General features: G+C 51.0%; 24 protein-coding genes. 11 read left to right on the forward strand and 13 right to left on the reverse strand.

The genetic code is table 11. The features are described 5' to 3' along the window. Positions 1 to 117 precede the first annotated feature (117 nt). From D9741_RS00295 to mtgA, 4 genes are all read left to right on the forward strand, one after another. Positions 118 to 1,047, forward strand: coding sequence for a TIGR01212 family radical SAM protein (locus D9741_RS00295; RefSeq protein WP_064529852.1), 930 nt, complete (start codon positions 118 to 120; stop codon positions 1,045 to 1,047). Positions 1,048 to 1,142: 95 nt separating this feature from the next. After that, entirely contained in the window at positions 1,143 to 3,479 is a 2,337-nt protein-coding gene (arcB, locus tag D9741_RS00300; RefSeq protein ID WP_130219189.1) for an aerobic respiration two-component sensor histidine kinase ArcB, read from the forward strand. Positions 3,480 to 3,708: 229 nt separating this feature from the next. Beyond that, positions 3,709 to 4,362: an isoprenoid biosynthesis glyoxalase ElbB gene (gene elbB / locus D9741_RS00305; protein ID WP_130219191.1), complete on the forward strand. Its 654-nt coding sequence runs from the start codon at positions 3,709 to 3,711 to the stop codon at positions 4,360 to 4,362. Continuing rightward, the gene (mtgA, locus tag D9741_RS00310) at positions 4,359 to 5,087 is read left to right on the forward strand and encodes a monofunctional biosynthetic peptidoglycan transglycosylase (protein WP_130219193.1); all 729 of its coding nucleotides are present in this window, start codon (positions 4,359 to 4,361) and stop codon (positions 5,085 to 5,087) included. The genes elbB and mtgA overlap by 4 nt, the downstream gene beginning before the upstream one ends. Here the strand turns inward: mtgA and yrbL are convergent. The 12 genes from yrbL to D9741_RS00370 all read right to left on the reverse strand — a co-directional run bounded on the left by yrbL (position 5,084) and on the right by D9741_RS00370 (position 13,902). Continuing rightward, positions 5,084 to 5,716, reverse strand: a complete 633-nt coding sequence (yrbL, locus tag D9741_RS00315) for a PhoP regulatory network protein YrbL (protein WP_130219195.1) — start codon at positions 5,714 to 5,716, stop codon at positions 5,084 to 5,086. The genes mtgA and yrbL overlap by 4 nt on opposite strands. Before the next feature lie 222 nt (positions 5,717 to 5,938). Next, complete coding sequence (npr, locus tag D9741_RS00320; protein WP_000216792.1) at positions 5,939 to 6,211, reverse strand: PTS phosphocarrier protein NPr; 273 nt, start codon at positions 6,209 to 6,211, stop codon at positions 5,939 to 5,941. After that, positions 6,208 to 7,062, reverse strand: coding sequence for an RNase adapter RapZ (gene rapZ / locus D9741_RS00325; RefSeq protein WP_000243741.1), 855 nt, complete (start codon positions 7,060 to 7,062; stop codon positions 6,208 to 6,210). The genes npr and rapZ overlap by 4 nt, the downstream gene beginning before the upstream one ends. A 45-nt stretch (positions 7,063 to 7,107) precedes the next feature. Further along, the gene (gene ptsN / locus D9741_RS00330; protein ID WP_000183677.1) at positions 7,108 to 7,599 is read right to left on the reverse strand and encodes a PTS IIA-like nitrogen regulatory protein PtsN; all 492 of its coding nucleotides are present in this window, start codon (positions 7,597 to 7,599) and stop codon (positions 7,108 to 7,110) included. A gap of 117 nt (positions 7,600 to 7,716) precedes the next feature. Continuing rightward, positions 7,717 to 8,004, reverse strand: a complete 288-nt coding sequence (gene hpf / locus D9741_RS00335) for a ribosome hibernation promoting factor (RefSeq protein WP_001176602.1) — start codon at positions 8,002 to 8,004, stop codon at positions 7,717 to 7,719. Positions 8,005 to 8,026: 22 nt separating this feature from the next. After that, positions 8,027 to 9,460 carry an RNA polymerase factor sigma-54 gene (gene rpoN / locus D9741_RS00340; protein ID WP_105281056.1) on the reverse strand — a complete coding sequence of 478 codons (1,434 nt, stop codon included), beginning with the start codon at positions 9,458 to 9,460 and terminating at the stop codon, positions 8,027 to 8,029. A 47-nt stretch (positions 9,461 to 9,507) separates the two neighbouring features. Further along, complete coding sequence (lptB, locus tag D9741_RS00345) at positions 9,508 to 10,233, reverse strand: LPS export ABC transporter ATP-binding protein (protein WP_000224099.1); 726 nt, start codon at positions 10,231 to 10,233, stop codon at positions 9,508 to 9,510. 6 nt (positions 10,234 to 10,239) lie between these two features. Beyond that, positions 10,240 to 10,797 carry a lipopolysaccharide ABC transporter substrate-binding protein LptA gene (gene lptA, locus D9741_RS00350; protein WP_130219197.1) on the reverse strand — a complete coding sequence of 186 codons (558 nt, stop codon included), beginning with the start codon at positions 10,795 to 10,797 and terminating at the stop codon, positions 10,240 to 10,242. Next, positions 10,766 to 11,341: an LPS export ABC transporter periplasmic protein LptC gene (gene lptC, locus D9741_RS00355; protein ID WP_064529518.1), complete on the reverse strand. Its 576-nt coding sequence runs from the start codon at positions 11,339 to 11,341 to the stop codon at positions 10,766 to 10,768. The genes lptA and lptC overlap by 32 nt, the downstream gene beginning before the upstream one ends. After that, entirely contained in the window at positions 11,338 to 11,904 is a 567-nt protein-coding gene (kdsC, locus tag D9741_RS00360) for a 3-deoxy-manno-octulosonate-8-phosphatase KdsC (RefSeq protein WP_064529519.1), read from the reverse strand. The genes lptC and kdsC overlap by 4 nt, the downstream gene beginning before the upstream one ends. 20 nt (positions 11,905 to 11,924) lie before the next feature. Beyond that, a complete protein-coding gene (kdsD, locus tag D9741_RS00365) occupies positions 11,925 to 12,911 on the reverse strand; it encodes an arabinose-5-phosphate isomerase KdsD (protein WP_130204572.1) in 987 nt (328 codons plus the stop codon). 13 nt (positions 12,912 to 12,924) lie between these two features. Then, positions 12,925 to 13,902 (reverse strand): calcium/sodium antiporter, encoded by a 978-nt coding sequence (locus D9741_RS00370; protein ID WP_130219199.1) that lies wholly within the window; start codon positions 13,900 to 13,902, stop codon positions 12,925 to 12,927. Between the two features lie 209 nt (positions 13,903 to 14,111). Between D9741_RS00370 and mlaF the strand changes: the two genes are divergently transcribed. From mlaF to murA, 7 genes are all read left to right on the forward strand, one after another. Beyond that, positions 14,112 to 14,921, forward strand: a complete 810-nt coding sequence (gene mlaF, locus D9741_RS00375) for a phospholipid ABC transporter ATP-binding protein MlaF (protein ID WP_000438245.1) — start codon at positions 14,112 to 14,114, stop codon at positions 14,919 to 14,921. A 7-nt stretch (positions 14,922 to 14,928) separates the two neighbouring features. Continuing rightward, positions 14,929 to 15,711, forward strand: a complete 783-nt coding sequence (mlaE, locus tag D9741_RS00380; RefSeq protein ID WP_000925792.1) for a lipid asymmetry maintenance ABC transporter permease subunit MlaE — start codon at positions 14,929 to 14,931, stop codon at positions 15,709 to 15,711. A gap of 4 nt (positions 15,712 to 15,715) precedes the next feature. Then, positions 15,716 to 16,267: an outer membrane lipid asymmetry maintenance protein MlaD gene (mlaD, locus tag D9741_RS00385; RefSeq protein ID WP_032185236.1), complete on the forward strand. Its 552-nt coding sequence runs from the start codon at positions 15,716 to 15,718 to the stop codon at positions 16,265 to 16,267. 18 nt (positions 16,268 to 16,285) lie between these two features. After that, positions 16,286 to 16,921 (forward strand): phospholipid-binding protein MlaC, encoded by a 636-nt coding sequence (mlaC, locus tag D9741_RS00390; RefSeq protein WP_130204580.1) that lies wholly within the window; start codon positions 16,286 to 16,288, stop codon positions 16,919 to 16,921. Then, positions 16,921 to 17,214 (forward strand): lipid asymmetry maintenance protein MlaB, encoded by a 294-nt coding sequence (mlaB, locus tag D9741_RS00395; RefSeq protein WP_130204582.1) that lies wholly within the window; start codon positions 16,921 to 16,923, stop codon positions 17,212 to 17,214. The genes mlaC and mlaB overlap by 1 nt, the downstream gene beginning before the upstream one ends. 159 nt (positions 17,215 to 17,373) lie before the next feature. After that, the gene (gene ibaG, locus D9741_RS00400) at positions 17,374 to 17,628 is read left to right on the forward strand and encodes a BolA family iron metabolism protein IbaG (protein WP_010379217.1); all 255 of its coding nucleotides are present in this window, start codon (positions 17,374 to 17,376) and stop codon (positions 17,626 to 17,628) included. A gap of 54 nt (positions 17,629 to 17,682) precedes the next feature. Then, entirely contained in the window at positions 17,683 to 18,942 is a 1,260-nt protein-coding gene (gene murA, locus D9741_RS00405) for a UDP-N-acetylglucosamine 1-carboxyvinyltransferase (protein WP_130219201.1), read from the forward strand. 47 nt (positions 18,943 to 18,989) lie between these two features. Here the strand turns inward: murA and sfsB are convergent, their stop codons facing one another. After that, a complete protein-coding gene (gene sfsB / locus D9741_RS00410; protein WP_064529526.1) occupies positions 18,990 to 19,268 on the reverse strand; it encodes a DNA-binding transcriptional regulator SfsB in 279 nt (92 codons plus the stop codon). Positions 19,269 to 19,296 lie beyond the last annotated feature (28 nt).

The following is a 19,296-nucleotide window of genomic DNA, read 5'->3' on the forward strand; positions in this document are numbered from 1 at the left end:
ATTGTGATTGATTATGCAGTTGATAAAAGCAGGGCAGGGCGATTGATCCAGGTCATCGCCGAATTGAGCTAAAAATGGCAGGCTTTGGCCTCTTTTCAAGGCGCGGTCTATCAGATTATGCAGTTACAGAAATTAGTCAATATGTTTGGTGGTGATCTTACCCGTCGTTACGGGCAAAAGGTGCATAAACTGACGCTGCACGGCGGTTTTAGCTGCCCTAACCGTGACGGTACCATCGGGCGCGGCGGCTGCACGTTCTGTAATGTTGCCTCGTTTGCCGACGAAGCGCAGCAGCATCGTTCCATTGCCGAGCAACTGGCGCACCAGGCGAATTTAGTTAACCGCGCGAAACGCTATCTGGCCTACTTTCAGGCGTATACCAGCACCTTTGCTGAAGTTCAGGTGCTGCGTTCTATGTATCAACAGGCGGTAAGCCAGGCCAATATCGTTGGTTTGTGTGTTGGTACCCGCCCGGACTGCGTGCCAGATGCGGTGCTTGATTTGCTTTGTGAATATAAAGACCAGGGCTATGAAGTGTGGCTGGAGCTGGGGCTGCAAACCGCACACGACAAAACGCTGCATCGCATCAATCGCGGCCATGATTTTGCCTGTTATCAGCGTACAACCCAGCTGGCACGTCAGCGCGGTCTGAAGGTGTGTTCTCACTTAATTGTCGGGCTGCCTGGCGAAGGGCAGGCTGAATGTTTGCAAACGCTGGAGCGAGTGGTTGAAACCGGCGTGGACGGCATAAAGCTGCATCCGCTGCATATTGTGAAAGGCAGCATTATGGCGAAAGCCTGGGAAGCGGGGCGTTTGAACGGTATTGAACTGGAAGATTACACGCTCACTGCCGGAGAAATGATTCGCCATACGCCGCCGGAAGTTATCTACCACCGCATTTCCGCCAGCGCCCGTCGCCCGACGCTACTTGCACCGCTATGGTGTGAAAATCGCTGGACGGGTATGGTTGAGTTGGATCGCTATCTTACTGAACATGGCGTACAGGGATCGGCGCTGGGACGTCCGTGGCTACCTCCAACGGCGTAGGCCATTGAGGGGAATTCCGCATTTCTCACACAATTTATAACGTAACTGCCAGAATTGGGTATTATTGGGGCAGGTTGTCGTGAAGGAATCCCCTAATGAAGCAAATTCGTCTGCTGGCGCAGTACTATGTTGACCTGATGATGAAGTTAGGTCTGGTGCGCTTCTCAATGTTGCTGGCGCTGGCCCTCGTCGTTCTTGCCATTGTGGTACAAATGGCGGTAACCATGGTGCTGCATGGTCAGGTCGAAAGCATTGATGTTATCCGCTCTATTTTCTTTGGTTTGTTGATTACGCCATGGGCGGTCTACTTTCTTTCGGTAGTCGTTGAGCAACTCGAGGAGTCACGGCAACGCCTGTCACGGCTGGTGCAAAAACTGGAGGAGATGCGCGAGCGCGATCTAAGCCTCAACGTTCAGTTAAAAGATAATATTGCCCAGCTAAATCAGGAAATCGCCGTTCGTGAAAAAGCAGAAGCAGAACTGCAGGAAACCTTCGGTCAGCTGAAAATTGAAATCAAAGAGCGCGAAGAGACGCAAATTCAACTCGAACAACAATCTTCGTTCTTACGTTCCTTCCTTGATGCTTCACCCGATCTGGTTTTTTACCGTAACGAAGATAAAGAGTTTTCCGGCTGTAACCGTGCGATGGAACTGCTGACCGGGAAAAGCGAAAAACAGTTGGTGCATTTGAAACCTGCGGACGTTTACTCGCCGGAAGCCGCAGCGAAAGTCATTGAAACCGACGAGAAGGTGTTCCGTCATAATGTGTCACTGACCTATGAACAGTGGCTGGATTATCCGGATGGACGCAAAGCCTGCTTTGAAATCCGTAAAGTGCCGTACTACGACCGCGTGGGTAAACGCCACGGCTTGATGGGGTTCGGCCGCGACATTACCGAGCGTAAGCGTTATCAGGATGCGCTAGAACGCGCCAGCCGCGACAAAACAACCTTTATCTCCACCATCAGTCATGAGTTGCGTACGCCGCTGAACGGTATCGTCGGCTTAAGCCGAATTCTGCTGGATACAGAGCTCACCGCCGAGCAGGAAAAATATCTCAAAACTATCCATGTTTCCGCCATCACTTTGGGGAATATCTTCAACGATATTATTGATATGGATAAGATGGAGCGACGTAAAGTTCAGCTCGATAACCAGCCGGTTGATTTCACCAGCTTCCTGGCCGATCTGGAAAACCTCTCCGCACTGCAGGCGCAACAAAAAGGCTTGCGCTTTGTTCTTGAACCAACACTGCCGTTGCCGCATCAGGTGATTACCGACGGGACTCGCTTACGCCAGATCCTGTGGAACTTAATCAGTAACGCTGTGAAATTTACCCAGAAGGGCCAGGTGACAGTTCGCGTACGTTATGACGAAGGCGACATGCTGCATTTTGAAGTGGAAGACTCCGGCATCGGTATTCCACAGAATGAACTGGATAAAATTTTCGCCATGTATTACCAGGTGAAAGACAGCCACGGTGGCAAACCTGCAACCGGTACGGGTATTGGCCTGGCGGTTTCTCGTCGACTGGCGAAAAATATGGGTGGTGATATCACAGTCACCAGCGAACAAGGTAAAGGCTCGACCTTTACCCTGACGATCCACGCGCCGTCGGTGGCGGAAGAAGTGGATGACGCGTTTGATGAAGATGATATGCCTTTACCGGCGCTGAATGTGCTGTTGGTAGAAGACATTGAGCTGAACGTCATCGTTGCCCGTTCGGTGCTGGAAAAACTGGGCAACAGCGTTGATGTGGCGATGTCTGGTAAGGCAGCACTGGAGATGTTTAAGCCGGGCGAATACGACCTTGTATTGCTGGATATTCAGTTACCAGATATGACCGGGCTGGATATATCTCGCGAACTGACGAAGCGTTATCCGCGTGAAGATTTACCACCGCTGGTGGCCTTAACCGCTAACGTGCTGAAAGACAAACAAGAGTACCTCAATGCTGGAATGGATGATGTGCTGAGTAAGCCGCTTTCTGTTCCGGCGCTAACCGCGATGATCAAGAAATTCTGGGATACCCAGGATGATGAGGAGAGCACGGTGACGACAGAAGAGAGTGGTAAATCAGAAGCATTGCTCGATATTCCCATGCTGGAACAGTATCTCGAACTTGTAGGACCGAAGCTGATTACCGACGGGTTGGCCGTGTTTGAGAAGATGATGCCGGGCTATGTCAGCGTACTGGAGTCGAACCTGACGGCACAGGACAAAAAAGGCATCGTTGAGGAAGGACATAAAATTAAAGGCGCAGCGGGTTCAGTGGGGTTACGCCATCTACAACAGCTGGGTCAGCAAATTCAGTCTCCCGATCTTCCTGCGTGGGAAGATAATGTTGGTGAATGGATTGAAGAGATGAAAGAAGAGTGGCGTCACGACGTAGAAGTGCTGAAAGCGTGGGTGGCAAAAGCCGCTAAAAAATGACCCCGGCTAAACCGGGGTGCGCGAATACTGCGCCAACACCAGGGAAATCTTGGCTGCGCCGTAATTTTTTATGATAAGTAACAAAGGCACAGCACTGTTTTTCAGGCCGCATGCAGTTAAGATAGCAAATCTTAAATGATTTGTTACATGAATCAGTTAAATGTGTGATGCGTAGCGTTTTTATTAAAAAAATTAATGTGTTTCAGTCAATTGCGAAAGGATGATCACAATGAAGAAAATTGGCGTAGTTCTGAGCGGATGCGGCGTCTATGACGGTTCTGAAATTCATGAAGCGGTATTGACGTTATTAGCGATATCTCGCAGCGGCGCGCAGGCAGTTTGTTTTGCTCCAGATAAGCAGCAGGTTGATGTCATCAACCATTTAACCGGTGAAGCAATGGCGGAAACGCGCAATGTGTTGATTGAAGCGGCGCGTATTACGCGTGGTGAGATCCGTCCTCTGGCACAGGCTGATGTCGCCGAACTTGATGCGTTAATTGTGCCGGGTGGATTTGGCGCGGCAAAGAATTTAAGCAACTTTGCTAGTCTTGGCAGTGAATGCAGCGTAGACCGTGAGTTAAAGGCGCTGGCGCTGGCAATGCATCAGGCCGGAAAACCGCTTGGTTTTATGTGTATTGCACCGGCAATGTTGCCGAAAATCTTCAATTTCCCGCTGCGTTTGACTATCGGTACAGATATCGATACCGCAGAAGTGCTGGAAGAGATGGGCGCGGAGCATGTGCCATGTCCGGTAGATGATATTGTCGTTGATGAAGACAATAAGATTGTTACCACGCCTGCGTATATGTTGGCACAGAACATTGCGGAAGCAGCAAGTGGCATTGATAAGCTGGTTTCCCGCGTACTGGTTCTGGCGGAATGAGCAAACGCCGCATAACGGCGTTCGGTTTCGTTCGCCGTTTCATTCTGCGGTTACTGATTGTCCTCGTTGTGCTCTGGGGCGGGGGTATAGCGCTGTTTAGTATAGCGCCAGTCCCGTTCTCTGCGGTGATGGCCGAGCGTCAGCTAAGTGCCTGGCTGCACGGTAACTTTCGTTACATGGCGCATTCTGACTGGGTCAGTATGGATCAAATCTCGCCGTGGATGGGGCTGGCGGTGATTGCCGCAGAAGATCAGAAATTTCCCGAGCACTGGGGTTTTGATGTCGCTTCCATTGAGAAAGCCCTGGCGCACAACGAGCGCAATGAAAACCGCATTCGCGGCGCATCAACAATTTCGCAGCAGACAGCCAAAAATCTCTTTTTGTGGGATGGGCGAAGCTGGGTAAGAAAAGGGCTGGAAGCCGGATTAACACTGGGGATAGAAACGGTCTGGAGCAAAAAGCGCATCCTGACGGTTTACCTGAATGTCGCCGAATTTGGCGAAGGTGTGTTTGGCGTCGAGGCTGCGGCACAGCGTTATTTCCATAAATCTGCCAGCAAACTTACCCGTTCGGAAGCAGCGTTACTGGCGGCTGTATTACCCAATCCACTTCGTTTCAAAGTTACTGCACCTTCGGGCTACGTGCGTAGCCGTCAGGCGTGGATTTTGCAGCAAATGCATCAGTTAGGCGGTGAGTCGTTTATGCAACAACACCAGCTGTATTAGGCTTCGCGCGAGGAGAGGGCGAGCTTTTTGCTGTCACGCGGTTGCGCCTCTTTTTGCAGAGCAACAGCTAACGCTGGTTGAGTGATAAAACGTCGCCACAACCGCTTTTGCTTACGCAGACAACACCACTTCGACCAGGTCGCCAGTGGAATCAACGTGCTTTCACCAATGTTGTCACAGACGACAGGGATAATTTCTGACTCACTGATGCGGTGGCAGAGGATATTCTGCGGCTTCAGCGACATCGTCACGATGTGGTTATTCTGCAAATAACGCTTTAACTGTTTCAATAACTGACGCAGTTGCGCGATATCTTCTTCGTAATGGCATTGTTTAGCAAATTCGCTCAGTGTAATAGACGGTTTGCCATCAAAATCGGCAATGACATCGTAGACATAACCGGTTCCGCAATCAGTCTCAACCGTACCGTGATAGCGCGGAATACCGCTCCAGTCTTTCAAACGACGACCAAGATGCGCATAGTACTTTAACTCACGGCGGATCTCTTTATCACCACCGTCGCCACGGTGGTAGACAATTTTAATACAGCGTTGGGCATCTTCCGGATGCGCATAACATTTTCGATGTCTTCCGGTGCCCAGGGGACTTTGTTCAGATAAGCGAATCATGCCATCTCCTGGAGGTATTTTCTGACTGTCTCCAGTATGAGGGCTTAACTTAAACAAAACCTAAACAAGCTTTTTTAAGGTTTTCTTAAGGTTTTATACTTACAGAAAAGCGCACGAAATGTACAATTTGCGAGAAATGGGGATATTTGGGGGTTGTGCTTTTTTCATACGTTAGGGCGGAAGGGGCGTGTCTGGGGGAATTAAGTGTCGGAATGACGAAGATTAATCTTCGTCAAAACCTGAGTTAAAGAGGGCGATGACGGCGGCCAGCGCCTCAACTTCCTGCGGACCGGTCGCTTCGACTTCAATCTGTCGTCCTTTGGCAGAATCCAGCATCAACAGCGCAATAACGCTGTTGGCTTCAGCCTCGGTGCCTTCGTCATTACGTAAAAGCACTTCGGCGTCAAAACCCTGCATTAATTCAAACAGTTTCATAGCAGGCCGGGCATGCATGCCCAGCTTGTTAGTGATTTCGACAGTTTGTTTGACGGTCATGGTTTACGTTTTTCCAGCGTGCGATGGCGTGACTGGACGTTTTTACCGCGTGAGCGGAAGTAGTCAGCCAACTGTTCTGCAATATACACCGAACGGTGTTTCCCGCCAGTACAACCAATGGCGACCGTCAGGTAGCTACGGTTGTTGGTTTCCAGCATAGGTAACCATAGCTCAAGATAGCTACGCGTCTGGTAGATAAAATTGTGTACTTCTGTGTGCCTATCGAGGAATGCGGCGACAGGTTTATCAAGACCCGTCATCGGACGCAGTTTCGGATCCCAGTGTGGGTTCGGCAGGAAACGTACGTCAAAGACGTAATCCGCGTCGATAGGAATACCGTGCTTGAAGCCGAAGGATTCAAAGACCATTGTCAGTTCACGCTCGCGTTTACCCAGCAGGCGGGTACGCAGCATTTCTGCCAGTTCATGAACGGACATTTCAGATGTATCGACAATCAGATCCGCCCGTGAACGCAGCGGTTCCAGCAGATCGCTTTCTTTGTCGATAGCACTTTCCAGCGACAGGTTTTTGCTGGAAAGCGGATGCAGGCGGCGCGTATCGCTGTAACGACGAATCAGCGTGTTACGATCGGCATCGAGAAACAGGAGTTGCGGTGAGAAAGCATCAGGCAGATTGCTCATCGCCTGTTCGAATATTTCTGGCGACTCTGGCATATTGCGGACATCAATGCTGACGGCGGCAGAAATCTCGCGATCGGCCAGAGTCCGAGCCAGATCGGGTAACAGCACTACGGGAAGGTTATCCACGCAGTAAAAACCCATATCTTCCAGCGCCCGCAGGGCGACAGATTTGCCTGACCCTGAACGTCCGCTGACGATCATCAGTACCATGTACTGTTTCTCCTCACAACGTCTAAAAGAGACATTACAGAATAACTACGTTTCATCCGGAGTACCTTCGGTATCCGTAATGATTTGATACAGCTCTTCATCGCTCTGGGCTGCACGTAAACGGCGGCAGATAGTTTTGTCCGCCAGACGTTTCGCGACCAGCGAAAGAGTGTGCAGGTGCGTTTTGGTTTGGTCTGCGGGTACCAACAGGGCAAAAAGTAAGTCTACCGGCTGGTTATCGATGGCATCAAAAGCAATGGGTGTTTCTAGCTGAACGAAAACGCCAACCGCGCGTAGGGTATCTTCTTCCAGTTTGCCGTGCGGAATGGCAATGCCATTACCAATACCGGTACTGCCCATTTTTTCCCGCGTCAGAATAGCTTCAAAAACCACCTGCGGCGGCAGGCTAAGTTGTTTTGCCGCCAGTTCGCTGATGATTTCCAGGGCGCGTTTTTTGCTCTGACAGTGGACGCGGCTTCGCGTACATTCCCTGTTAAGAACACTGCTAAGCTGTAGAGTTGTATCATTATTTGTCATAATTTCACCTAAGAATCTGCCCACTCAAACAGTGGGGCAGATTCGGAGCATTAACCGTACAAATGGCCTGTTGTGCCATACAACAGGCCGCCATGCACTTGCTAATTGCCCGGACAATTAGTGTTGTTTCAATTTATCTTTATGCTTGGTTAGCTGACGTGCCAACTTATCAATTAAGCCATCAATGGCGGCGTACATGTCCTGACCTTCCGCGCTGGCATGAATTTCGCCACCGTTAACATGCAGTGTTGCATCTGAGGTGTGGGTGACTTTCTCCACTTTCAGAACAACATAAACCTGGTTGATTCGGTCAAAATATTGCTCAAGTTTGGCAAACTTTGAGGTGACAAATTCGCGCAGGGCCTCGGTGATCTCGACGTTATTTCCGGTAATGTTGAGCTGCATAGTGTCTTCCTTATCGGTTGGGTCAAACGAGCTGTTTACGCTGGTTTGACGGCGGAATGGATAAAGACTCTCGGTACTTCGCAACAGTGCGGCGTGCCACCATGATACCTTGTTCTGACAACAAAGAGGTTAACTTGCTGTCGCTCAACGGTTTCGCTGGGTTTTCCGCCGCGATTAATTTCTTCACCAGTGCACGAATCGCCGTGGAAGAGGCTTCGCCACCCCCTTCGGTATTGACGTGACTGGAAAAGAAATACTTCAGTTCAAAAATGCCTCGTGGACTATGCAGGTACTTTTGCGTGGTCACGCGAGATATCGTCGATTCATGCATCTCGACGGCCTGGGCGATATCAGCCAGCACCATCGGTTTCATATATTCTTCGCCTTGCTCAAAGAAGGCTTGCTGTTGTTCAACAATACAGCGACTGACGCGCAGCAGCGTATCGTTACGGCTTTCCAGGCTCTTAATCAACCATTTAGCATCCTGCAGATTGCTGCGGATAAACTGACTGTCGCCATCGTTACGTGCGTTATTGCACATTGAGGCGTAATGCTGGTTGATTTGCAGACGTGGAATACTGTCGCTGTTCAGTTCAACCGTCCACTGGCCGTTATGCTTACGCACCAGCACATCAGGGATGACATATTCCGGTTCACCGGTCTGGATCGACTGGCCAGGACGTGGATCGAGTGACTGGATCAGATTGACGGCTTCTTTCAGCACATCTTCTTTCAGACGCGTGACGCGCATTAATGAGCGAAAGTCGTGATTGGCCAGCAGATCGAGATGATCGCTAATGATCAGTCGAGCTTCTTCCAGCCACGGCGTGGTTTTATCGAATTGGGAAAGTTGGATCAGCAGACAGTCACGCAGATCTTTCGCCGCCACACCGACCGGATCAAAACGCTGGATGCGTTTCAGAACTGCTTCAACTTCATCGATGTCGATCTCTTCATCGCCCATACTTTCGAGAATATCTTCCAGCGGGACGGTCAGATAACCGGTGTCATCAACGGCATCGACGATGGAGGTGGCGATAGCGCGGTCAGTGTCGGAAAACGGTGTCAGCTCGACCTGCCACATCAGATAATCCTGCAAGGTCTGCGTCGTTTCGCCCTGATAGACCGGCAGCTCGTCGTCGATGTAGTCACCGCTGGTGCCTGATGGCGTACCGGCGGTGTAGATGGTATCCCAACTGGCATCGAGCGGCAGCTCTTCCGGCATCTCTTTTTGTTCGAGCGCGTCAGCGGTATCCAGCGTTTCGCTGTCTGGCGTTTCGTGAGTGTCGATTTCATCATGAGTGTCGATTTGCTCAAGCAATGGATTACTTTCCAGCGCCTGCTGTAGCTCCTGCTGAAGCTCCAGCGTGGACAACTGCAACAGACGAATCGCCTGTTGTAGCTGAGGCGTCATTGCCAGTTGTTGGCTAAGCCTGAGTTGCAAACCTTGCTTCATGTTCAGAATCGTACTCTCCTGCTAAAACGTCGCAAACTTCTACCCTATCAGAGTCTGAAGTCTTCCCCAAGGTATACACGCTTAACATGTTCATCTTGTAAGATTTCTGTCGGCGTGCCATGAGCGATTAAATGCCCCTGACTGACGATATAAGCGCGTTCACAAACAGCCAGCGTTTCACGCACGTTATGGTCGGTGATAAGCACGCCCAGCCCGCTGTCGCGCAGGTGTTCAATGATACGTTTGATGTCGATAACCGAGATCGGGTCAACCCCGGCAAATGGTTCATCGAGGAGGATAAATTTCGGATTCGCAGCCAGTGCGCGCGCAATTTCTACACGACGGCGTTCACCACCGGAGAGCGATTGCCCCATGCTGTCGCGTAAATGCTCAATGTGGAACTCTTCCATCAGCTCGTTCGCGCGATCTTCACGCTGTTCAGCGGATAAGTCGTCACGAATTTGCAGTACCGCCATCAGGTTATCGTAAACGCTGAGTCGACGGAAAATAGAGGCTTCCTGCGGCAAATAGCCGATACCGCGACGCGCACGCGCATGCAGCGGCAGCAGGCTGATATCGTCGTCATCAATAATAATGTTGCCCGCATCGCGCGGCACAATGCCAACGACCATATAGAAAGTGGTCGTCTTACCGGCACCGTTTGGCCCCAGCAGACCGACAATCTCCCCGGAGTTGACGGTCAGGCTGACGTCTTCCACCACGCGGCGGCCTTTATAGGCTTTTGCAAGGTTCTTTGCAGTTAAAGTTGCCATAACGAATTAATTACCCTTCTTCTGCGCCGGGGTCTGGCCTTTGTTGTTTTTGTCCTGCAATTGTGACGGCACCAGAACGGTGGTCACACGCTTACCTTTGTCACTGAAAGCCTGCATTTTCTGCTCTTTCACCAGGTAAGTGATCTTATCGCCCTTAATGTTGCTATCGACCTGCTGCAGATAAGCATTACCCGTCAGAACGACAAAATCTTTTGCCAGTTCGTAATGCATCTGGGAAGCGTGACCTTCAACGGGTTTACCGTTGTCCTGCATCTGGTAGAACGTTGCCGGTTTACCGTAGCCGTCAATCACCTCTTTACCTTGTTCGCCGCCCGGACGGGTAACGACCACTTTATCGGCATTAATTTTAATGGTGCCTTGAGTCACGACGACATTACCGGTAAAGGTAACCACGTTGCCTTGCATATCAAGAGATTGCTGGTCCGACTCAATGTGGATCGGTTGGTCAGTATCTCCGGTAACGGCAAATGCCGGAATGCTGGCGGCCAGAAGTGAGCTGGCAAGCACAAGATTAAGGCTGAGTTTGTTTGTTTTGAATTTCATAGGATGTTCTAACCTTTTCAATCAGCTCGGCATTCTTGCTGCGTAAGTTGCCGCGCATTTTCAGACCGCTGGAGTTAAATGTTGTTCCGTATAACGTGACGAGGTCTTCAGAGGTAACATCCTGCGTCACCAGATTGATCTGCGCGTTATCCGTCGTGATTCTGCGAAGTTGAGAGTCCGGCACGAGTGCGTTGACTTCAACGTGTCCATATAAATAGAGCATCCGGTCATTGGTTAGCTTGGCTTTATCTGCTTTAACCGACCATGTCGGGATTTTATCCTTATCAAACGTGGTAAGTACGGGTTGCGTAAACCACGAAACGGCCTGATCGGAATAATATTCAACGTGTTGAGCAATCAATCGATAGCTTAGGGCTCCTTCTGGGTTATAGACGAGCGTGTCCGTATGCTCGCTTTTATAGGTGGGATCATTGTTGTTGACGACCACCTGGGCGGTATCGTCTTTCTCGGTCATGTTAACGCCGATCATCACCAGAACCGCCAGTGATAGCACAATGATAACCCAACGTCTGGCTTTACTCATATCGATTGCCCTTTGGCTTCATCCAGTTTGCCCTGCGCCAGAAGTAATAAGTCGCAAACTTCACGAACCGCGCCACGACCGCCAGCAATGCGCGTCACGTAATCAGCGCGCGGAATCAATAGCGGATGCGCATCGGCTACGGCCACGCTTAAGCCCACTTTTTCCATCACTGGCCAGTCGATAAGATCATCACCAACGTAAGCCACGTTTTCTGGCGCAATCGCCAGTTTTTCCAGCAGATCGCCAAAGGCGATAAGCTTGTTTGATTGCCCCTGATACAGATGGGTGATCCCTAACGTTGCACACCGATCTTCTACCAGTTTAGCCTTTCGTCCAGTAATGATGGCGACTTCAATATCAGAGGTGAGCGCACAGCGGATACCGTAACCGTCACGAACATTGAACGCTTTCAGCTCTTCGCCATTGTTACCCATATAAATCAGACCATCTGACAATACGCCATCAACGTCGAGGATCAGCAGACGAATGTTCTCTGCTTTTGCCATCACATCGGCGCTAACAGGGCCGTAACAGGTCGCAAGCGACGCACCTGCTTTACTCATTGTTGTTTATCCTTGAATCTTTACACTACGCCAGCACGCAATAAATCGTGCATATGTAACACACCGAGTAAATGGTCGCCATCGGCAACCATTACGGAAGTGATATGGCGGGACTGCATTAAGTTCAGCGCCTCAACGGCCAGAATGCCAGGACGTACACGAATTCCCCCCGGCGTCATCACATCGGCAATACCTAACTGACGGACATCCACGCCCATATCGAAGACACGGCGTAAATCACCGTCGGTAAAGATGCCTTCAATCATCATATTGTCATCGCAAATGACGGTCATACCAAGATTTTTGCGGGTGACTTCCAGCAGCGCATCGCGCAGGCTGGCCGTTTTCTTGACATGCGGGATCTCGTCGCCCGTATGCATAATATCGCTGACGCGAAGCAGAAGTTTACGACCAAGTGCGCCGCCTGGATGCGAAAGTGCAAAATCTTCGGCGGTAAAGCCGCGCGCTTTCAACAAGGCGACGGCGAGCGCATCTCCCATGACCAGCGTCGCGGTAGTACTGCTGGTTGGCGCCAGCCCTAACGGACAAGCTTCTTTTGCTACTTTAACACACAGATGCACGTCTGCTGCGCGTGCCATGCTGCTCTCCGGACGACCGGTGATGCAAATTAACGGTACATGCAGGCGTTTGAGTACCGGGATTAAGGCCGTGATTTCGCTGGATTCACCTGAGTTAGAAATCGCAATGACCACGTCCTGCGGGGTGACCATGCCTAAATCGCCATGTGCGGCCTCACCGGGATGGACGAAAAATGACGGAGTACCGGTGCTGGCAAAGGTTGCTGCCATTTTGCGCCCAATGTGTCCCGATTTACCCATTCCCATGACCACGACTTTACCTTTACACCAGAACATCTTTTCACAGGCGAGCGTGAAATTCTGATTGATGTATTGATCAAGCTCTGCCAGGCATTCACGTTCAATCGCCAGGACTTCTTTACCTGCTTGCTGAAAGTCAAAACCCGGTTGCAACTCTACGTGCGACATAATGCGTTTCCAGTTATTCAACGAGTATTGGCGATAACCAGTACAACATCGCCAGCCATACGACAAATCCGCCTGTTAATAATACCCCAATGCCACGGCCAGATTGCCGGGAGCGTCGCCAGCATAGCAACGCAAAAATAATACTGACCAACAGCATCACGCTGCAGTCACGGCTGTACGCCAGTGGGTTAACCTCCCCGGGCGTTATCAGCGCGGGTAAACCCAGCACGATGACAATATTAAAAATGTTTGCGCCAATGATATTACCGACAGCAATGTCGTTTTCACCTTTGCGAAAACCTGCTATCGCGGTTGCCAGTTCCGGCAGACTAGTGCCGATAGCGATTGCCGTCAGACCAATAGTCAACTCGCTGATGGCAAAGTAATTCGCCAGTACGGTGGCGTTGTCAATCACCATCCGCGTTGCTACCGGCATGATAATCAATGCAATGCCGAGCCATAAAAACGCGACAGGTAAACCGCCTTCGCGCGGTAGCTCTGCAAGCTGTTCTCTGGTCAGGCTGTCAGTCCCCTGACGTTCTGCCTGACGTGCAAGTTTAACAATGAACAGCAGCCATAGCACAGCCAGAAAGAGGAGAAAGATACCATCGCTGCGACCAAGTTGTCCGTCATAGAGTACGGAACCGGCCACCACACTGACTAATAACATTAATGGTAATTCACGGCGCAGAACATCGGAATGTACGGTAAAAGGGCGCACCAGCGCAGCCAGACCGAGGATCAGTAAAATATTGATTATGTTTGAGCCGAGTGCTGTGCCGACGGCTAAATCTCGTTGTTCATGCAGCGACGCGGCAAGCGAAACGATTATTTCTGGAAGTGACGTACCAATACTGACCACCGTCATGCCGATGATCAGCGGTGGGATGCCAAAAGTGCGGCAAAGAATAGAGGCGGCAAATACCAGACGGTCGGCACTGTAAACGACCAAAAGTAAACCAACAATTAACAGTGCCGTAGCTAAAAGCATCTAACGTCCTTTCTTCAGGTATACTCGCCGGTCCGCTGAAGATTTTCAGAAAGCCGTAATGAATTCTTAATTTTGACTTTATGCGGCTAAAAAGTAAAACAAATGCCAGCTTTCGCTAACCGCGGCGGGTAATATTCTGTAAATATGTTGGGTTCAAGGTTAAATTGAGCGCCATGCTTAGAAAATCAACGCAAGACAAAGGGTGAATTATGGAGCAGTCTGTGGCGAATTTAGTCGATATGCGCGATGTCAGTTTTACGCGTGGCAATCGCTGCATCTTCGATAATATTTCCCTGACCGTGCCGCGAGGGAAGATCACGGCGATTATGGGGCCATCAGGCATCGGTAAAACGACGCTACTCCGTCTGATTGGTGGGCAAATCGCGCCAGATCACGGCGAGATCCTTTTTGATGGCGAAAATATTCCGGCGATGTCTCGTTCGCGCCTGTATACCGTGCGTAAACGGATGAGCATGTTGTTTCAGTCCGGCGCGCTGTTCACCGATATGAACGTTTTTGACAACGTCGCCTATCCACTGCGTGAACATACCCAACTTCCCGCACCGTTGCTGCATAGCACGGTGATGATGAAGCTGGAAGCCGTGGGGCTGCGCGGAGCGGCTAAACTTATGCCATCGGAGCTTTCAGGCGGGATGGCGCGTCGTGCGGCGCTGGCGCGTGCAATTGCGCTGGAGCCGGATCTCATCATGTTTGATGAGCCGTTTGTTGGGCAAGATCCCATCACTATGGGCGTCCTGGTGAAGCTGATTTCCGAGCTGAACAGCGCGCTGGGCGTAACCTGTGTGGTGGTTTCTCACGATGTGCCGGAAGTCTTAAGTATTGCTGATCACGCCTGGATCCTGGCAGACAAAAAGATTGTCGCTCACGGTAGCGCCCAGGCGTTGCAGGCGAATCCTGATCCTCGCGTACGTCAGTTTCTGGACGGGATTGCTGACGGACCAGTTCCGTTCCGCTATCCTGCCGGCGATTATCACGCTGATCTTTTACCAGGGAGTTAAGCCACTCATGCTGTTAAATGCGCTGGCGTCGCTCGGACATAAAGGGATTAAAACCCTGAGAACGTTCGGGCGGGCCGGGTTAATGTTATTCAATGCGCTGGTCGGCAAACCGGAATTTCGCAAACATGCGCCGCTGTTGGTGCGTCAGCTCTATAATGTCGGCGTCCTGTCGATGCTGATTATTGTGGTTTCTGGCGTGTTCATCGGAATGGTGCTGGGTCTGCAAGGTTATCTGGTACTGACCACTTATAGTGCGGAAACCAGTCTGGGGATGCTGGTAGCCTTATCGCTGCTGCGCGAACTGGGGCCGGTGGTCGCAGCACTGCTGTTTGCCGGACGTGCCGGTTCGGCGTTAACTGCGGAAATCGGTTTGATGCGCGCCACAGAGCAGCTCTCCAGCATGGAGATGATGGCCGTGGACCCACTGCGCCGCGTCATTTCCCCACGTTTCTGGGCTGGGGTAATTTCACTACCGCTGCTGACGATAATTTTCGTCGCCGTGGGGATCTGGGGCGGATCGCTGGTTGGCGTCAGTTGGAAAGGCATTGATAGTGGGTTCTTCTGGTCGGCAATGCAAAACGCCGTCGACTGGCGTATGGATCTGGTCAACTGTCTGATTAAGAGCGTGGTGTTCGCTATTACGGTGACGTGGATTTCGCTGTTTAACGGTTATGACGCCATCCCGACCTCTGCCGGGATTAGCCGGGCAACCACTCGTACCGTTGTCCACTCGTCTCTGGCCGTTCTGGGGCTGGATTTTGTGCTGACCGCATTGATGTTTGGGAATTGAGTTCATGCAAACGAAAAAAAATGAAATTTGGGTGGGTATCTTTTTATTAGCAGCACTGCTGGCGGCGCTGTTTGTTTGCCTGAAGGCGGCAAACGTGACGTCAATGCGAACTGAACCGACCTACACGCTTTATGCGACGTTCGATAATATCGGCGGCCTGAAAGCGCGCTCTCCAGTCAGTATTGGTGGTGTTGTCGTAGGCCGGGTGGCGGATATTACGCTGGACCCGAAAACCTATCTGCCACGCGTAACGCTGGAAATTGAACAACGTTATAACCACATTCCTGATACCAGTTCGTTGAGCATTCGTACTTCCGGTTTGCTTGGGGAACAATATCTGGCATTAAACGTCGGTTTTGAAGACCCGGAACTGGGGACTGCTATCCTGAAGGATGGCGATACAATTCAGGACACCAAGTCTGCGATGGTGCTGGAAGATCTCATTGGTCAGTTCCTTTACGGTAGTAAAGGCGATGACAATAAGAATAGTGGCGATGCGCCAGCTGCTGCGCCAGGTAATAATGAAACCACTGAACCTGTGGGTACAACGAAATAATTTCAGGAGAACCGACGCATGTTTAAACGTTTAATGATGGTCGCTTTGCTAATGATTGCACCGTTGAGTGCGGCAACCGCGGCAGATCAGACCAATCCGTATAAGCTGATGGACGAGGCGGCACAGAAAACGTTCGATCGCCTGAAGAATGAACAATCGCAAATTCGGGCTAATCCTGATTACCTGCGTACCATCGTCGATCAGGAACTGCTACCCTACGTACAGATAAAATACGCCGGTGCGCTGGTACTGGGTCAGTACTACAAAAGCGCGACCCCAGCCCAGCGTGAAGCCTACTTTGCCGCTTTCCATGAGTATCTGAAGCAGGCTTACGGTCAGGCGCTGGCGATGTATCACGGTCAGACCTATCAGATTGCGCCAGAACAGCCGTTGGGTGATAAAACCATTGTGCCTATCCGTGTCACCATTATTGACCCGAATGGCCGTCCACCGGTACGTCTCGATTTCCAGTGGCGTAAAAACTCTCAGACTGGCAAGTGGCAGGCTTATGACATGATTGCCGAAGGCGTCAGCATGATCACCACGAAACAAAATGAGTGGGGGACTTTACTGCGCACGAAAGGCATCGATGGTCTGACCGCACAACTGAAGTCTATTTCTCAACAGAAAATCACCCTGGAAGAGAAAAAATAATGAGCGAGTCACTGAGCTGGATGCAGACGGGTGACACCCTGGTATTGACCGGAGAGCTGGATCAGGACGTTCTGCTACCGCTGTGGGAAATGCGTGACGAAGCGGTGAGGGGGATTACCCGCATCGATCTTAGTCGAGTGTCCCGCGTTGATACGGGTGGACTGGCGTTGCTGCTCCATCTTATCGATCTGGCGAAAAAGCAAGGCAACAGCGTGACGCTTCAGGGGGTAAACGACAAGGTGTATACCCTGGCAAAATTGTATAATTTGCCGTCTGATGTCCTGCCTCGTTAATTTTTTTCAGGCTGAATAAGGCGTTACCCGCCAGTCCGGCAAACCTACCAGTAAGTCGAGCCTTGTCTGATTAATCAGCAAGGCTTTTTGCTTATTTATGACAGCGCAACTTTGCTCTAAGATGTTTCGCTGGTTTATTAACTGATGAATGAAGATCCCATGGAAAATAATGAAATTCAGAGCGTGCTGATGAACGCTCTTTCCCTCCAGGAAGTCCACGTTTCCGGCGATGGCAGCCACTTTCAGGTTATTGCCGTGGGTGAGATGTTTGATGGCATGAGCCGGGTTAAAAAACAGCAGACGGTTTACGGTCCGCTGATGGAATATATTGCGGATAACCGCATTCATGCTGTGTCGATCAAAGCGTATACCCCAGCGGAGTGGGCGCGTGATCGCAAACTGAACGGCTTTTGAGCTATGGGCGATACGCCGGTAGCGGATATGAATTGTTAACTGAGAACATACTAAATGGATAAATTTCGTGTTCAGGGGCCAACGAAGCTCCAGGGCGAAGTCACAATTTCCGGCGCTAAAAATGCTGCTCTGCCTATCCTTTTCGCTGCACTGCTGGCGGAAGACCCGGTGGAGATCCAGAACGTCCCGAAACTGAAAGACGTCGATACATCAATGAAGCTGCTTAGCCAGCTTGGCGCCAAAGTAGAACGTAATGGTTCTGTGCATATCGATGCCCGTGACGTTAATGTCTTCTGCGCGCCTTACGATCTGGTTAAAACCATGCGTGCCTCTATCTGGGCGCTTGGGCCGCTGGTGGCTCGTTTTGGTCAGGGGCAGGTTTCTTTGCCTGGTGGTTGTACGATTGGTGCTCGTCCGGTTGATTTACATATTTCCGGCCTTGAGCAATTAGGCGCGACCATCAAACTGGAAGAAGGTTACGTTAAAGCTTCCGTCGATGGCCGTCTGAAAGGCGCGCACATCGTAATGGATAAAGTCAGTGTTGGTGCAACCGTGACCATTATGTGTGCTGCAACCCTGGCGGAAGGCACCACAATTATTGAAAACGCGGCGCGTGAACCGGAAATCGTCGATACCGCGAACTTCCTGGTTACGCTGGGCGCGAAAATTAGCGGCCAGGGTACCGATCGTATTGTCATCGAAGGGGTAGAACGTTTAGGTGGCGGCGTTTACCGCGTCCTGCCGGATCGAATTGAAACCGGTACTTTCCTGGTTGCTGCGGCGATCTCTCGCGGCAAAATCGTCTGCCATAACGCCCAGCCAGATACCCTTGACGCTGTGCTGGCGAAACTGCGTGACGCCGGGGCGGACATTGAAGTGGGTGAAGACTGGATTAGCCTGGATATGCACGGCAAACGTCCGAAGGCCGTTAACGTACGTACTGCGCCGCATCCGGCGTTCCCGACCGATATGCAGGCCCAGTTCACGCTGCTGAACCTGGTGGCAGAAGGAACCGGATTTATCACCGAAACGGTCTTTGAAAACCGCTTTATGCACGTACCTGAGCTAAGCCGTATGGGCGCGCATGCCGAAATTGAAAGCAATACCGTTATTTGTCACGGTGTTGAAAAACTTTCCGGTGCACAGGTAATGGCAACCGATCTGCGTGCTTCAGCAAGTCTGGTGCTGGCTGGCTGCATTGCAGAAGGTACTACGGTTGTTGATCGTATTTATCACATCGATCGTGGCTACGAGCGCATTGAAGACAAACTTCGCGCGCTTGGTGCTAACATTGAGCGTGTGAAAGGCGAGTAATCGTCTGATAGCTGGCAGCCCCGTTCGCGGGGCTACCGCCAGGCTACTCATTTTTGCGGTTTGGTGTAGCTGCGCATCAACTGCGATCTGTCGATAAACTCATGGGTCAGCGGGTCATGATAGCGTGATGGCCAGATAACCCAGGGATCAGTTCCTAATGCTTTCGCAATAATCATCTCTCCTTTCGGCCAGGGACGCGATAATGCATTCGCCAGTGTCGAGGAACTCAAACCATTTCTGCGAGATTCCGCGGCCATTGACGTTCCTCTTTTCCGCAAACCCGCAATGATATCGGCGGGATGCCAGTCAATGAAATTATTCTCCATCTTTCCTCACTCCTTAAGTTGGTCGCTT

Origin of the sequence: Escherichia sp. E14V7 (assembly GCF_004212225.1) — a bacterium.
Classification (GTDB): Bacteria; Pseudomonadota; Gammaproteobacteria; order Enterobacterales; family Enterobacteriaceae; genus Escherichia.

Coding starts and splice junctions, on each gene's coding strand:
- mlaC (WP_130204580.1), top strand. CDS start 16,286: ATGTTTAAACGTTTAATGATGGTCGCTTTGCTAATGATTGCACCGTTG.
- ibaG (WP_010379217.1), top strand. CDS start 17,374: ATGGAAAATAATGAAATTCAGAGCGTGCTGATGAACGCTCTTTCCCTC.
- elbB (WP_130219191.1), top strand. CDS start 3,709: ATGAAGAAAATTGGCGTAGTTCTGAGCGGATGCGGCGTCTATGACGGT.
- D9741_RS00370 (WP_130219199.1), bottom strand. CDS start 13,902: ATGCTTTTAGCTACGGCACTGTTAATTGTTGGTTTACTTTTGGTCGTT.
- sfsB (WP_064529526.1), bottom strand. CDS start 19,268: ATGGAGAATAATTTCATTGACTGGCATCCCGCCGATATCATTGCGGGT.
- rpoN (WP_105281056.1), bottom strand. CDS start 9,460: ATGAAGCAAGGTTTGCAACTCAGGCTTAGCCAACAACTGGCAATGACG.
- kdsD (WP_130204572.1), bottom strand. CDS start 12,911: ATGTCGCACGTAGAGTTGCAACCGGGTTTTGACTTTCAGCAAGCAGGT.
- lptC (WP_064529518.1), bottom strand. CDS start 11,341: ATGAGTAAAGCCAGACGTTGGGTTATCATTGTGCTATCACTGGCGGTT.
- ptsN (WP_000183677.1), bottom strand. CDS start 7,599: ATGACAAATAATGATACAACTCTACAGCTTAGCAGTGTTCTTAACAGG.
- mlaB (WP_130204582.1), top strand. CDS start 16,921: ATGAGCGAGTCACTGAGCTGGATGCAGACGGGTGACACCCTGGTATTG.
- mlaD (WP_032185236.1), top strand. CDS start 15,716: ATGCAAACGAAAAAAAATGAAATTTGGGTGGGTATCTTTTTATTAGCA.
- mlaE (WP_000925792.1), top strand. CDS start 14,929: ATGCTGTTAAATGCGCTGGCGTCGCTCGGACATAAAGGGATTAAAACC.
- mlaF (WP_000438245.1), top strand. CDS start 14,112: ATGGAGCAGTCTGTGGCGAATTTAGTCGATATGCGCGATGTCAGTTTT.
- yrbL (WP_130219195.1), bottom strand. CDS start 5,716: ATGATTCGCTTATCTGAACAAAGTCCCCTGGGCACCGGAAGACATCGA.
- rapZ (WP_000243741.1), bottom strand. CDS start 7,062: ATGGTACTGATGATCGTCAGCGGACGTTCAGGGTCAGGCAAATCTGTC.
- D9741_RS00295 (WP_064529852.1), top strand. CDS start 118: ATGCAGTTACAGAAATTAGTCAATATGTTTGGTGGTGATCTTACCCGT.
- lptA (WP_130219197.1), bottom strand. CDS start 10,797: ATGAAATTCAAAACAAACAAACTCAGCCTTAATCTTGTGCTTGCCAGC.
- mtgA (WP_130219193.1), top strand. CDS start 4,359: ATGAGCAAACGCCGCATAACGGCGTTCGGTTTCGTTCGCCGTTTCATT.
- murA (WP_130219201.1), top strand. CDS start 17,683: ATGGATAAATTTCGTGTTCAGGGGCCAACGAAGCTCCAGGGCGAAGTC.
- arcB (WP_130219189.1), top strand. CDS start 1,143: ATGAAGCAAATTCGTCTGCTGGCGCAGTACTATGTTGACCTGATGATG.
- lptB (WP_000224099.1), bottom strand. CDS start 10,233: ATGGCAACTTTAACTGCAAAGAACCTTGCAAAAGCCTATAAAGGCCGC.
- kdsC (WP_064529519.1), bottom strand. CDS start 11,904: ATGAGTAAAGCAGGTGCGTCGCTTGCGACCTGTTACGGCCCTGTTAGC.
- hpf (WP_001176602.1), bottom strand. CDS start 8,004: ATGCAGCTCAACATTACCGGAAATAACGTCGAGATCACCGAGGCCCTG.
- npr (WP_000216792.1), bottom strand. CDS start 6,211: ATGACCGTCAAACAAACTGTCGAAATCACTAACAAGCTGGGCATGCAT.